Annotated in this window: 9 protein-coding genes and 1 pseudogene; 5 read left to right on the top strand and 5 right to left on the bottom strand. The window is 63.4% G+C overall.

The genetic code is table 11. The features are described 5' to 3' along the window. The coding region (locus tag H928_RS32185; RefSeq protein WP_021025787.1) for a sigma-70 family RNA polymerase sigma factor at positions 1-445 on the bottom strand (445 nt) is incomplete at its 3' end. A gap of 655 nt (positions 446-1,100) precedes the next feature. On the opposite strand from H928_RS32185, the gene H928_RS0106630 reads away from it, so the two are divergent. The 5 genes from H928_RS0106630 to H928_RS0106610 all read left to right on the top strand — a co-directional run bounded on the left by H928_RS0106630 (position 1,101) and on the right by H928_RS0106610 (position 8,243). Beyond that, entirely contained in the window at positions 1,101-2,462 is a 1,362-nt protein-coding gene (locus H928_RS0106630) for an NAD(P)-dependent oxidoreductase (protein WP_021025785.1), read from the top strand. A 41-nt stretch (positions 2,463-2,503) separates the two neighbouring features. Beyond that, positions 2,504-3,826 carry an NAD-dependent dihydropyrimidine dehydrogenase subunit PreA gene (gene preA / locus H928_RS0106625; RefSeq protein WP_021025784.1) on the top strand — a complete coding sequence of 441 codons (1,323 nt, stop codon included), beginning with the start codon at positions 2,504-2,506 and terminating at the stop codon, positions 3,824-3,826. Positions 3,827-3,952: 126 nt separating this feature from the next. Further along, the gene (locus tag H928_RS0106620) at positions 3,953-5,458 is read left to right on the top strand and encodes an NCS1 family nucleobase:cation symporter-1 (protein WP_021025783.1); all 1,506 of its coding nucleotides are present in this window, start codon (positions 3,953-3,955) and stop codon (positions 5,456-5,458) included. A gap of 45 nt (positions 5,459-5,503) precedes the next feature. Continuing rightward, positions 5,504-6,970 carry a dihydropyrimidinase gene (hydA, locus tag H928_RS0106615; protein ID WP_027010631.1) on the top strand — a complete coding sequence of 489 codons (1,467 nt, stop codon included), beginning with the start codon at positions 5,504-5,506 and terminating at the stop codon, positions 6,968-6,970. Positions 6,971-6,986: 16 nt separating this feature from the next. Next, positions 6,987-8,243, top strand: a complete 1,257-nt coding sequence (locus H928_RS0106610) for a Zn-dependent hydrolase (protein WP_021025781.1) — start codon at positions 6,987-6,989, stop codon at positions 8,241-8,243. 188 nt (positions 8,244-8,431) lie between these two features. Here the strand turns inward: H928_RS0106610 and groL are convergent, their stop codons facing one another. From groL to H928_RS34030, 4 genes and pseudogenes are all read right to left on the bottom strand, one after another. Next, positions 8,432-10,075: a chaperonin GroEL gene (gene groL / locus H928_RS0106605; RefSeq protein WP_021025780.1), complete on the bottom strand. Its 1,644-nt coding sequence runs from the start codon at positions 10,073-10,075 to the stop codon at positions 8,432-8,434. A 168-nt stretch (positions 10,076-10,243) separates the two neighbouring features. Beyond that, positions 10,244-10,534 carry a co-chaperone GroES gene (locus H928_RS0106600; protein WP_021025779.1) on the bottom strand — a complete coding sequence of 97 codons (291 nt, stop codon included), beginning with the start codon at positions 10,532-10,534 and terminating at the stop codon, positions 10,244-10,246. A 324-nt stretch (positions 10,535-10,858) separates the two neighbouring features. Continuing rightward, on the bottom strand, positions 10,859-11,539 hold the full coding sequence (locus H928_RS0106595; RefSeq protein WP_027010630.1) for a TetR family transcriptional regulator C-terminal domain-containing protein: 681 nt from the start codon (positions 11,537-11,539) through the stop codon (positions 10,859-10,861). 148 nt (positions 11,540-11,687) lie between these two features. Then, a pseudogene (locus H928_RS34030) lies at positions 11,688-12,356 on the bottom strand (histone H1); the annotation flags it as partial. Positions 12,357-12,723: the final 367 nt, after the last annotated feature.

Raw genomic sequence — 12,723 nt, 5'->3', positions numbered from 1 at the left:
CGACGGTGCGGGTGGAGATGCCCATGTGCTCGGCGATCTGGGCATAGCTCAGGCCGTCGAACTTGTAGAGCATAAAGGCTTCGCGGCAGCGCGGAGGCAATTGGTCGATGGTGGCGACCAGGGCCGCCAGACCTTCGCGCGAGGCCAGGATGGTCTCGGGCTCCAGGGTGCGCGGGCCCGGCAGGTGCTCCAGCGCCGACTCATCGCCGGCTGCGGGCGCTGCGGTCTCCAGCTCGGCGCGAATGCTGCTGCGCCGGTGCTGGTCGATGACCAGGTTGCGGGCGGTGCGGTAGAGCAGCGCGCGCGGGTCTTGCACGGCCTGGCCGGTCTGCTGGGCCGCCAGCACGCGGGCATAGCTCTCCTGGGCCAGATCGGCCGCCGTGTCGCGGTCCTGTACCGATCGGGACAGAAAGTTCAGCAGTTCGCGGTAGTAGCGCTCAAACACCAGGCGGCCGTTGCAAAAAGGGGAAGAGGGGACTTCGCAACCGGTGGACGCCGTCGCCGTGGCCAGGGACGCGGCCCTGCCATATACGCAAATGGGAATTGTTATCATTATCGCTGATTGCTGGCCCCGTTTCACCAATGCCGCTGGGCTTGGAGGGAGAAGGCGCGCGCTTGCCCCAAGGCTGGATTTGCGCTTCCAGCCACATGCAGACCTTCCGCTGGCACTGCTTGCTGCGCGGGTGATGGCGCCTGGCAGATCGGCGCATGCGCCGATGGATCGCCCCTTCATGGCAGGCCAGCCTTGCGTATTTCAGCACAAGCCCAGAACGCCAGGTTCGCGCCAGGCCAGCCCCACCCCGTGGCCAGACTGAAGCGCCGGCCGAAGTCTATGCCTAGTGTTTTTACCAGTGCGTAAAACTTTAATCGGGCATTTAATGGTTCCCTAAGTGCTGCGGCAACAGCAGCACAGGACAGATAAAACACCCACGATGAGGGCCTGATGAACCCTCCCTGGTTGGTGCAGCTTTGGCGGTGAATGGGATGGCGCGGCCATGCCATTTGCCGGACCCGTTGTAGATGCAGTGGCGCGGTCGCAGGCGGCATGGTGATGGAGCCGTTCGCACTCGCGCTGGTAACCCAGTCGAGGAGGATGAGTCATGAACGGACCCACAGGATGCGGTGTGCGCGCAGGACGGCTTGGCGCGCAACAATATGCCGATAACTTTTCAGATGCGCACCCGCCGCTGACATGGGCGCAGGCATCGATCGAGGCCGAGCGCTGTTACTACTGCTACGACGCGCCCTGCGCCACGGCCTGCCCCACCAGCATCGATGTGCCCAGCTTCATTGCCCGCATTGCGCAGGACAACATCCGGGGCGCGGCCAAGACCATTCTCGAATCGAACCCGCTGGGCGGCATGTGCGCCCGGGTGTGCCCGACCGAGGTGCTGTGCGAGCAGGCCTGCGTGCGCAACACCAATGAGGACAAACCGGTGGAGATTGGCGCGCTGCAGCGCTATGCCACCGACCGCTTCATGGCAGCGGGCGGGGCGCCGCTGTTCCAACGCGCCGAGCCCACCGGCAAGAAAGTGGCCGTTGTGGGTGCGGGCCCGGCCGGGCTCGCCTGCGCACACCTGCTGGCCTTGCAGGGCCATGATGTCAGCCTGCTCGATGCCAAACCCAAGCTTGGCGGCTTGAACGAGTACGGCCTGGCCAGCTACAAGACCACCGATGATTTTGCACAGCGTGAAATTGACTGGCTGCTGTCGGTGGGTAGCATTGCCCCGCGCAACAACCAGCGGCTGGGCCGCGACTTCACCCTGGACAGCCTGCTGGCCAGCCATGATGCGGTGTTTCTGGGCCTGGGCCTGGCAGGGGTCAATGACCTGGGCATTGCCGAGCCGGCGGCCCAGGGCCTGCGCAATGCGGTCGATTTCATTGCCGACATCCGCCAGGCTCCGGACAAATCCACCGTAGCTGTGGGCCGGCGTGTGGTGGTGATTGGCGGTGGTATGACGGCCGTGGATGCGGCCGTACAGGCGCGCTTGCTGGGCGCAGAAGAAGTCACCATCGTCTACCGGCGCGGCCAGGATGCGATGTCGGCCTCCGCAGTGGAGCAGCAATGGGCGCAGACCCATGGTGTGACGATCCGGCTGTGGGCGGCGCCGCAAGAGGTGCTGGTGGACAACGGTGCCGTCAGCGGCATCCGCCTGGCCGCCACGCAGCAGGTCGATGGCAAGCTGCAAACCACCGGCGAGACCGAGGTGCTGGCGGCCGACATGGTGCTCAAAGCCATCGGCCAGAGCTATATCGCCCAGCCCGCCGGCGCGCGTATCGCCCTCAAGGCCGGGCGAATCGAGACGGACGAAGACGGTCAGACCAGCCTGGAGCGGGTCTGGGCGGGGGGCGACTGCCGCTGGGGCGGCCGAGACCTGACGGTGGAAGCCGTAGAGCACGGCAAACGCGCCGCAGCGGCCATGCACCGCATGTTGATGCGCGAAGTGGGTGTCAGCGCCTAAGCGCACGCCCAGCCCTTTATCCACCGAACCAAGGAGTCGCCATGGCCGATATTCGCAGCAATTTTCTGGGCATCCGCAGCCCCAACCCTTTCTGGCTGGCCTCTGCGCCGCCGACCGACAAGGAGATCAACGTCACCCGCGCCTACGAGGCGGGCTGGGGCGGTGTGGTCTGGAAGACGCTGGGCGAGGACCCGCATGTGGTCAACGTCAACGGGCCGCGTTACTCCACCTTGATGTCGCAGGACCGGCGCGTCATGGGGCTGAACAATATCGAGCTGATCACCGACCGTCCCTTGCAGATCAACCTGGAGGAGATGACCCGGGTGAAGCGGGCCTGGCCCGACCGCGCGCTGATCGCCTCGCTGATGGTGCCCTGCGTCGAAGAGAGCTGGAAGCGCATCCTGCCGATGGTGGAGGACACGGGCGCCGATGGCATTGAGCTGAACTTTGGCTGCCCGCACGGCATGAGCGAGCGCGGCATGGGCGCTGCCGTGGGCCAGGTGCCCGAGTACATCCAGATGGTCACCGAATGGTGCAAGCACTACAGCCGGCTGCCGGTGATTGTGAAGCTCACGCCCAACATCACCGATGTGCGCTTTCCGGCGCGCGCGGCCAAGGCGGGCGGGGCGGATGCGGTGTCGCTGATCAACACCATCAATTCGGTGATGGGCGTGAACCTGGACACCTTGGTGATGCACCCCAGCACCGATGGCAAGGGCTCGCACGGCGGCTACTGCGGCCCGGCAGTCAAGCCGATTGCGCAGAACATGGTGGCCGAGATCGCCCGTGATCCGCAAACCGCTGGCCTGCCGATCTCCGGCATTGGCGGCATCACCACCTGGAAGGATGCGGCCGAGTACATTGCGCTGGGCTGCGGCACGGTGCAGGTCTGCACCGCTGCGATGGTCTATGGCTTCAAGATCGTGCAGGACATGTGCGATGGCCTGTCGCACTACATGGATGCGCATGGCTTCAAGACCATCGAAGATTTCCAGGGCCGCGCCGTGCCCACCGTCAGGGACTGGAAGGACCTGAACCTCAACCACATCGACAAGGCCGTCATCGACCAGGACAGCTGCATCCAGTGCGGGCGCTGCCATGTGGTCTGCGAAGACACCTCGCACCAGGCTATCTTCTACCAAAAGGGTGAGGCCGGTGAGCGCCGCTTTGAGGTGAACGAGGCCGAATGCGTGGGCTGCAACCTTTGCGTGTCGATCTGCCCGGTGCCCGACACGATCTCGATGCGCAGTCTGCAGCCCGGCGAGGTGGATGCGCGCACCGGCAAGACCGTCACCGGCGAGTATGCGAACTGGACCACCCACCCCAACAACCCGTCACGGGTGGCCGCGCAGATCTCCCCTTGAGCGGCGAGCGCGCCGTCCCTTGCGGTGGCGCGCTTTTTGCATGACCCGATGTGCTACAGGATGGAAACCAAGACTTTGGATTTGGACGCTTAGAACCTATCGATAACACCTCTCAAGGAGTGAGCAATGTCCCATGACGCGCAAGCAAGGGGTGCCGCCGGCAGCGAAGCCGGTGGCCTTTGGAACGACGACCTCGCACCCACGCAAGCCTCGCAGCGAACGTGGACCTGGTACCACTTCACGGCGTTGTGGATAGGCATGGTGATGTGCATTCCGGCCTACACCTTGGCTGCCAGTCTGGTTGAAGGCGGCATGTCGGCGTTCCAGGCGGTGATGACCGTGTTTCTGGCCAACCTGATTGTGCTGGTGCCGATGCTGCTGATCGGGCATGCGGGCGCCAAATACGGCATCCCCTATGCAGTGCTGGCCCGCGCCTCTTTCGGCACCCGGGGCGCCAAGCTGCCTGCCGTGCTGCGCGCGCTGGTGGCCTGCGGCTGGTATGGCATCCAGACCTGGTTTGGCGGCCTGATGATCTACACCTTGCTCGGCGTGATCCTGGGCCATCCGCTCGAGAGCGAGAAGATCTCCTGGCTGGGCATCAATGTGGCGCAGCTGGTCTGCTTCCTGGTCTTCTGGGCCATCCAGTTCTACTTTGTGGTGCATGGCATCGAGTCCATCCGCAAGCTCGAGACCTATACGGCGCCGGCCAAGATCGTGATCTGCTTCGTGCTGCTGTGGTGGGTGTATGACAAGGCGGGCGGCTTTGGCCCGATCCTGAGCAAGCCGTCGGCCTTTGCGGCCGGCGAAGCGAAGGCCGGCCAGTTCTGGGGCACCTTCTGGCCGTCGCTCACAGCCATGATTGGTTTTTGGGCGACCTTGGCGCTGAATATTCCCGACTTCACCCGCTTTGCCCGCTCGCAGCGGGACCAGATCGTGGGCCAGGCCATTGGCCTGCCGGTGCCCATGGGCCTGCTGGCGGCCCTGGCGGTGATCGTCACCTCGGCCACGGTGGTCATCTATGGCAAGGCGCTGTGGGACCCCGTGGATGTGGCCGCGCGCATGACCGGCGCTGCGGTGCTCATCGCCCTTATCGTGCTGCTGGTCGATACGGTGAGCGTCAATCTGGCGGCCAACCTGGTGGGCCCCGCCTACGACTTTTCTGCGCTGAACCCCAAGCGCATCAGCTACCGCACCGGCGGCTACATCACCGTGGCGATTGCCATCCTGATGATGCCCTGGAAGATTCTGGAGTCCACCCAGGGCTACATCTTCACCTGGCTGATCGGCTACTCGGCGTTGCTCGGCCCGATCGCCGGGATCCTGATGGTCGACTACTTTCTGATCCGCCGCACCCAGCTCGATGTGGACGAGCTTTACCGGGAAGGCGGCAAATACAGCTATTCCGGCGGCTGGAACTGGGTGGCTGTTGCCGCATTTGCCTGCGGCGTGGCGCCCAATATTCCGGGCTTTCTCAATGCCGCGTTTCCTGCCAGCTTCCCCGATGTGGGGGCGATCTTCAAGGACCTGTATGCCTATGCCTGGTTCATCGGCCTGTTCATTGCCGGTGTGGTCTACCGCATCGGCATGGCCAGCCATGTGGCGGCATCGCAGGCCATGCTGCGGCGCGCTTGAGCGCAGCAGCCGCCGTTTTTGTGATCTGAACCAAGGAGAGACATGATGAGCACAGCCAGCCACCCCCTTCTGATCCGTGGTGGTACCGTCGTGAATGCGGACCGTGAAGAGCGCGCCGATGTGCTGCTGGTGGACGGCAAAATTGTGGCGGTCGGTGAGGGGGCTGCGGCCCAGGCGCCGGCCGGCACCGAAACGCTGGATGCCAGCGGCCAGTATGTGATGCCCGGCGGCATCGATCCGCACACCCATATGCAGCTGCCCTTCATGGGCACGGTCACGGCTGACGACTTCTTCACTGGCACCGCCGCGGGCCTCGCCGGTGGCACCACCAGCATCATCGACTTTGTGATTCCCGCGCCGCAGGAGCCGCTGATGGATGCCTACCGCAAGTGGCGCGGCTGGGCCGAGAAGTCGGCGGCCGACTACTCCTTCCATGTGGCGGTGACCTGGTGGAGTGAGCAGGTGCGCGAGGACATGGGTCGGCTGGTGCGCGACGAAGGCATCAACAGCTTCAAGCACTTCATGGCCTACAAGAACGCCATCATGTGCGACGACGAAACCCTGGTCAACAGCTTCCGGCGCGCGCTGGAGCTGGGCGCCATGCCCACCGTGCATGCCGAGAACGGCGAGCTGGTCTACCTGCTGCAGCAGGAGGTGGCGCGCATGGGCATCACCGGCCCGGAAGGCCATCCGCTGTCGCGCCCGCCGATGGTGGAGGCCGAAGCCGCCAACCGGGCGATTGCGATTGCCGATGTGCTGGGCGTGCCCATCTATGTGGTGCATGTGAGCTGCATCGAGGCGGCCGACGCCATTGCCCGCGCTCGGGCGCGCGGCCAGCGCGTCTACGGCGAAGTGCTGGCCGGCCATTTGACGATTGACGACAGCGTCTACCGCCATCCCGACTACGCGACGGCCGCCGCCTATGTGATGAGCCCGCCGTTCCGCCCCAAGGAGCACCAGGAAGCGCTGTGGCGCGGCCTGCAGGCCGGGCACCTGCACACCACGGCGACGGACCACTGCACCTTCTGCGCCGAGCAAAAGGCCGTGGGCAAGGACAATTTTGCCAAGACGCCCAATGGCACTGGTGGCGTTGAAGAGCGCATGGCCGTGGTCTGGGATGCCGGGGTGAACACCGGGCGCCTGACGCCCAGCGAGTTTGTCGCGATCACCTCGGCCAACACGGCCAAGCTCTTCAATGTCTACCCGCGCAAGGGCTTTGTCGGCGTGGGCGCCGATGCCGATGTGGTGCTTTGGGATCCGAAGGCCACCAAGACCTTGTCGGCCAAGACCCAGCATTCCAAGGGCGATTTCAACATCTTTGAAGGCCGGCAGGTGACAGGCCTGCCCAGCCACACCATCAGCCGGGGCCGGGTCGTCTATGCGAACGGCGACCTGCGCGCCGAGAAGGGCGCGGGCCAGTATTTCAAGCGGCCGGCCTTCGGCCCCAACTTCCAGGCGGTGCAAAGGCGGGCGCAAGAGACGGCGCCGACGGCCGTGGCCCGCGCGCAATGAAACAAGGAGACCAAGCATGGACACGAAAGTGAAGACCGATACCAGCCAGCTGCGCATCAATGGCGACCGGCTCTGGGCATCGCTGATGGAGCTCGCCCAGATTGGCGCCACCGCCAAAGGGGGCGTGTGCCGCCTGGCCTTGACCGGCCTGGACCGCCAGGGGCGCGACCTGGTGACACGCTGGGCCAAGGAGGCGGGCATGACGGTCACCATCGACAAGATCGGCAATGGCTTTATGCGCCGCCCAGGCCGCAACAACAGCCTGCCGCCGATCATGACCGGCAGCCATATCGACACCCAGCCCACTGGCGGCAAGTTCGACGGCAACTATGGCGTGCTCGCTGGCATCGAGGTGGTGCGCACGCTCAATGACCATGGCATCGAGACCGAGGCGCCCATCGAGGTCGCGTTCTGGACCAACGAGGAGGGCTCGCGCTTTGTGCCGGTGATGATGGGCTCGGGCGTGTTTGCCAAGGCCTTCAGCCTGGAGCATGCCTATGCTGCTAAGGATACCGACGGCAAAAGCGTGCAGGACGAGCTTGCGCGCATCGGCTATATCGGCCCGCAGGAGCCCGGTGACCACCCGATCGGCTACTACTTTGAAACCCATATCGAGCAGGGCCCGGTGCTGGAGGACCATGACAAGACGATTGGCGTGGTGACCGGTGTGCTGGGCATCCGCTGGTATGACTGCACCGTCACCGGCATGGAGGCGCATGCGGGCCCCACGCCGATGGCGCTGCGCAAGGATGCCTTGCAGGTCGCCACCCAGGTGATGCAGGAAGTGGTGGCCTGCGCGCACCGCCACCCGCCGCACGGGCGCGGCACGGTCGGCATGGTGCATGTGCACCCCAACAGCCGCAATGTGATTCCGGGCGAGGTGAAATTCAGCATCGACCTGCGCAATGCCACCGATGCCGATTGCGAGTCCATGGACCAGGATATTCGCGCGGTGGCCGCGCGCATCAGCGACGAGACCGGCCTGCCGATCAAGATCGACCTGGTGTCCAGCTACACCGCCCAGCCCTTCAACGCGGATTGCATCGATGCGGTGCGGCGCGGCGCGCAGATGCTGGGCTACTCGCACATGGATGCCGTCTCCGGCGCCGGCCATGATGCTGTCTACATGGCGCGCCTGGCGCCTGCGGGCATGATCTTCATCCCCTGCAAGGATGGCATCTCGCACAACGAGATCGAAGACGCCAAGCCCGAGCACATCACGGCCGGTTGCAATGTGCTGCTGCATGCGATGCTGGAGCGCGCCTGCCGCTGAGTCGGTGAGAGACTGCGCGGCGGGTCTCGCCACCGCGCTGCAGCGCTACAACCGCAAGGCGCTGTGAGCCTTGGGCCCAGGCCATAAGAAAACCCGGCCACCTTGACGGTGCCGGGTTTTTTGGTGTCTGGCACCAAGCCCGCAAGAGCACTTGCAGGCTTGGTATTGCGCTATGACAGCCGGGGCAATTACATGCCCATGCCGCCCATGCCACCCATGCCGCCCATGTCGGGCATCGCAGGTGCTGCGTCAGCCTTGGGGGCTTCAGCAATCATGCACTCGGTGGTCAGCAGCAGCGAAGCCACGGACGCAGCGTTTTGCAGCGCGGTGCGGGTCACCTTCGTTGGGTCCAGGATACCCATTTCCAGCATGTCGCCGTAGGTATCGTTGGCCGCATTGAAGCCGAAGTTGCCCGTGCCCTTGAGCACGGCATCGACCACCACCGATGGCTCGCCACCGGCGTTGGCCACGATTTCGCGCAGAGGTGCTTCGATGGCCTTCATCACCAGCTTGATACCAGCGTCTTGCTCGGCATTGCCGGTAGCCAGCGCGCCCACGGATTGCTTGGCGCGCAGCAGAGCCACGCCACCACCGGCCACGATGCCTTCTTCCACAGCAGCGCGGGTAGCGTGCAGGGCGTCTTCCACGCGGGCCTTCTTTTCCTTCATTTCGACTTCGGTGGCAGCGCCCACCTTGATCACGGCAACACCGCCGGCCAGCTTGGCCACGCGCTCTTGCAGCTTTTCACGGTCGTAGTCGGAGGTGGCTTCTTCGATCTGAGCGCGGCATTGCTTGACGCGGGCTTCGATTTCAGCAGCTTGGCCAGCACCGTCGATGATGGTGGTGTTTTCCTTGCCGATTTCGACGCGTTGGGCTTGGCCCAGGTCTTCCAGGGTCACCTTTTCCAGCGACAGGCCCACTTCTTCAGCGATCACCTTGCCGCCGGTCAGGATGGCGATGTCTTCCAGCATGGCCTTGCGGCGGTCGCCAAAGCCTGGAGCCTTCACAGCCACGACCTTCAGGATGCCACGGATGGTGTTGACCACCAGGGTAGCCAGTGCTTCGCCTTCGACGTCTTCTGCAATGATCAGCAGAGGGCGGCCGGCCTTGGCCACAGCTTCCAGCGTAGGCAGCAGGTCACGGATGTTGCTGATCTTCTTGTCGAACAGCAGCACGAAGGGGTTGTCCAGGATCGCGGCTTGCTTTTCTGGGTTGTTGATGAAGTAGGGCGACAGGTAGCCACGGTCGAACTGCATGCCTTCAACGACGTCGAGTTCGTTGTCCAGCGACTTGCCTTCTTCCACGGTGATCACGCCTTCCTTGCCGACCTTGTCCATCGCGTCAGCAATGATCTTGCCCACGGATTCGTCGGAGTTGGCGGAGATCGAACCGACTTGAGCGATTTCCTTGGAGGTGGTGGTGGCCTTGGATTGCTTCTTGAGCTCTTCCACCAGGGCAGCGACAGCCTTGTCGATACCGCGCTTGAGGTCCATCGGGTTCAGGCCAGCGGCCACGTACTTGGAGCCTTCGCGCACGATGGCTTGGGCCAGCACGGTAGCGGTCGTGGTGCCGTCACCAGCGATGTCGTTGGTCTTGGAGGCCACTTCCTTCACGAGCTGGGCGCCCATGTTCTGCAGCTTGTCCTTGAGTTCCACTTCCTTGGCCACGGACACACCGTCCTTGGTCACGGTAGGGGCGCCGAACGACCGCTCGAGCACCACGTTACGGCCCTTAGGGCCCAGGGTCACCTTGACGGCGTTAGCCAGAATGTTCACGCCTTCAACCATGCGTGCACGTGCTTCACCGCCGAATACTACGTCTTTTGCTGCCATTTTTGGCTCCTAAATACTTGAAAACTTGAAATGAGAATGAATGCTCGGGAGAGAAAGCGTAGCGAGCAGGTGTCAGGCTAGGCGCATGGAGCGCAGCAACCGGAACGTACTTGGGTACGTGAGGATTGCGAGCACCGCGCAACGACGCCTGGCGCCTGCGCAGTAGCTTTATTTCTCGACGACGGCGAAGAGGTCTTCTTCTTTCATCACCAGCAGTTCATTGCCGTCCACCTTGACCGATTGGCCGGAGTACTTGCCGAACAGCACGCGGTCGCCGACCTTCACGCCCAGGGTGATGGACTCGCCCTTGTCGTTCTTCTTGCCTGGGCCAACGGCCAGCACTTCGCCTTGGTCTGGCTTTTCAGCAGCGTTGTCGGGGATGTAGATGCCCGAAGCGGTCTTGGTTTCGTTTTCCAGACGCTTAACGATCACGCGATCGTGCAGAGGACGCAGGTTCATAACAACTCCTTCAATATCAATACCAGGTTTTGATGAAAGATGGCCCGGCAGATGCCGCGCCAAATACGCAAAAATGTCTGAGAAGTGGTGGTTTTAGCACTCTACCCCTTCGAGTGCTAATAATAAGGTCATTTGATGACAGTTCAAGACTGCGGGGGCTAAAAAATCCTGCAGGCGGTGCTGCCTGATCGCGATCCCTCAGCACTGGATTTGCGCAAGCATCGATGGATTCTTGGAATGTTGCTATCAAATTTGTAGATACGCAGGCGGGTGCGGCATGCAGCACGGGGGACAAGCGCTGCACCAGGGGCCGCAGGTCCTTGCTCAATCGGGCAGTTCGATCTTGAGTGTGGCCGACAGCATCTGCACCAGCAAGGCCTCGGCCTGGGCGAAGTCACCTGCGTCCAGTGCGGCCTTGTTCTGCAGCAGCGCAAACTGGGTTTGCTGGTCGACATAGCCTTGGGTGATGGCCCAGATGCTGAACATCAGGTGCTGGAAATTGACCGGCGCGATCCGGCCTTGCCCGGCCCAATGCGCAAACGCTGCCACATTGGCTGCCAGCAACGGTGCGATGCGCTCGCGCACCGCAGAGGCGGCAAACGGCGCGCCGGCAATCATCTCCTTGGTGAACAGCTGGCTGCCATAAGGGCGGGTGCGCGCAAACTCGAATTTCTCGCGGATGTACTGGCGGATCTGCTGGGCCGGCTCGCCGTCCTTGGACAGGCCTGTCATATGGCCCAGCCAGTCATCGATCACCGAGGCCAGCACCGCCTGGTACAGCGCCTCTTTGCTGGGGTAGTAGTACAGCAGGTTGTGGCGGCTAAAGCCTGCGTCCTGCGCGATCTGCTCCAGCGGTGCACCTTCAAAACCCAGCAATGCGAAATGCCGCTCTGCCGAGCCCAGGATCATGTCAATCTTGCGCAGACGGGCGGCACTGGGTTTGCGTGCCATCGCGGCAGTGGCTGCATGCGCGCTGGCTGGCGGTGTGGGAAGGGCATCATTCATGAGCCCGTATTGTCTGGCATTTGGGAGGCCTTGTAGCCAGACATGAAAAGCGCCGCACGACAGACAAGAAAAAAGGCAACGCATCGCGTTGCCTTGGTGACCAAGCGGTGCCTTGCGGCACCCGGGCAGGTTGCCCGGCTTGGTGGTCTTATTGTGGGCGGCTGTTGGTGGGGAAAGGCCAAGCAGCATTGGTGCTGAGCACGGTCTTGACAGGCTCTGCAGCAGCAGGCGCAGCAGCCGCTGGGGCCTTGGCAGGAGCGGCAGCCTTCTTGGCGGGAGCAGCCTTCTTCGCAGGTGCTGGAGCCTTGGCAGCAGCAGGGGCCTTGGCAGGAGCGGCGGCCTTCTTGGCGGGTGCTGGAGCCTTGGCAGGAGCAGCGGCCTTCTTAGCTGGAGCAGCAGCCTTCTTGGCAGGAGCGGCAGCCTTCTTGGCTGGAGCAGCGGCCTTCTTGGCTGGAGCAGCGGCCTTCTTGGCAGGAGCAGCAGCCTTCTTGGCAGGAGCAGCAGCCTTCTTGGCAGGAGCGGCAGCCTTCTTCGCAGGAGCAGCAGCCTTCTTGGCAGGAGCAGCAGCCTTCTTGGCAGGAGCAGCAGCCTTCTTGGCAGGAGCAGCAGCCTTCTTGGCAGGAGCAGCAGCCTTCTTGGCAGGAGCAGCAGCCTTCTTGGCAGGAGCAGCAGCCTTCTTGGCAGGAGCAGCAGCCTTCTTGGCAGGAGCAGCAGCCTTCTTGGCAGGAGCAGCAGCCTTCTTGGCAGGAGCAGCAGCCTTCTTGGCAGGAGCAGCAGCCTTCTTGGCAGGAGCAGCAGCCTTCTTGGCAGGAGCAGCAGCCTTCTTGGCAGGAGCAGCAGCCTTCTTGGCAGGAGCAGCAGCCTTCTTGGCAGGAGCAGCAGCCTTCTTGGCAGGAGCAGCAGCCTTCTTGGCAGGAGCAGCAGCCTTCTTGGCAGGAGCAGCAGCCTTCTTGGCAGGAGCAGCAGCCTTCTTGGCAGGAGCAGCAGCCTTCTTGGCAGGAGCAGCAGCCTTCTTGGCAGGAGCAGCAGCCTTCTTGGCAGGAGCGGCAGCCTTCTTCGCAGGAGCAGCAGCCTTCTTAGCTGGAGCGGCAGCCTTCTTGGCAGGAGCTGCAGCCTTCTTGGCAGGAGCAGCGGCCTTCTTAGCTGGAGCAGCAGCCTTCTTAGCTGGAGCAGCGGCCTTCTTC

Source organism: Comamonas sp. B-9 (assembly GCF_000410635.1).
GTDB lineage: Bacteria > Pseudomonadota > Gammaproteobacteria > Burkholderiales > Burkholderiaceae_C > Comamonas.
This window is presented reverse-complemented; position numbering and strand designations above follow the sequence as displayed.

What these genes read in the sequence shown, in the direction of transcription:
- hydA (WP_027010631.1), top strand. Translation starts at nt 5,504, where the DNA reads ATGAGCACAGCCAGCCACCCCCTTCTGATCCGTGGTGGTACCGTCGTG.
- preA (WP_021025784.1), top strand. Translation starts at nt 2,504, where the DNA reads ATGGCCGATATTCGCAGCAATTTTCTGGGCATCCGCAGCCCCAACCCT.
- groL (WP_021025780.1), bottom strand. Translation starts at nt 10,075, where the DNA reads ATGGCAGCAAAAGACGTAGTATTCGGCGGTGAAGCACGTGCACGCATG.
- H928_RS0106630 (WP_021025785.1), top strand. Translation starts at nt 1,101, where the DNA reads ATGAACGGACCCACAGGATGCGGTGTGCGCGCAGGACGGCTTGGCGCG.
- H928_RS0106620 (WP_021025783.1), top strand. Translation starts at nt 3,953, where the DNA reads ATGTCCCATGACGCGCAAGCAAGGGGTGCCGCCGGCAGCGAAGCCGGT.
- H928_RS0106600 (WP_021025779.1), bottom strand. Translation starts at nt 10,534, where the DNA reads ATGAACCTGCGTCCTCTGCACGATCGCGTGATCGTTAAGCGTCTGGAA.
- H928_RS0106595 (WP_027010630.1), bottom strand. Translation starts at nt 11,539, where the DNA reads ATGAATGATGCCCTTCCCACACCGCCAGCCAGCGCGCATGCAGCCACT.
- H928_RS0106610 (WP_021025781.1), top strand. Translation starts at nt 6,987, where the DNA reads ATGGACACGAAAGTGAAGACCGATACCAGCCAGCTGCGCATCAATGGC.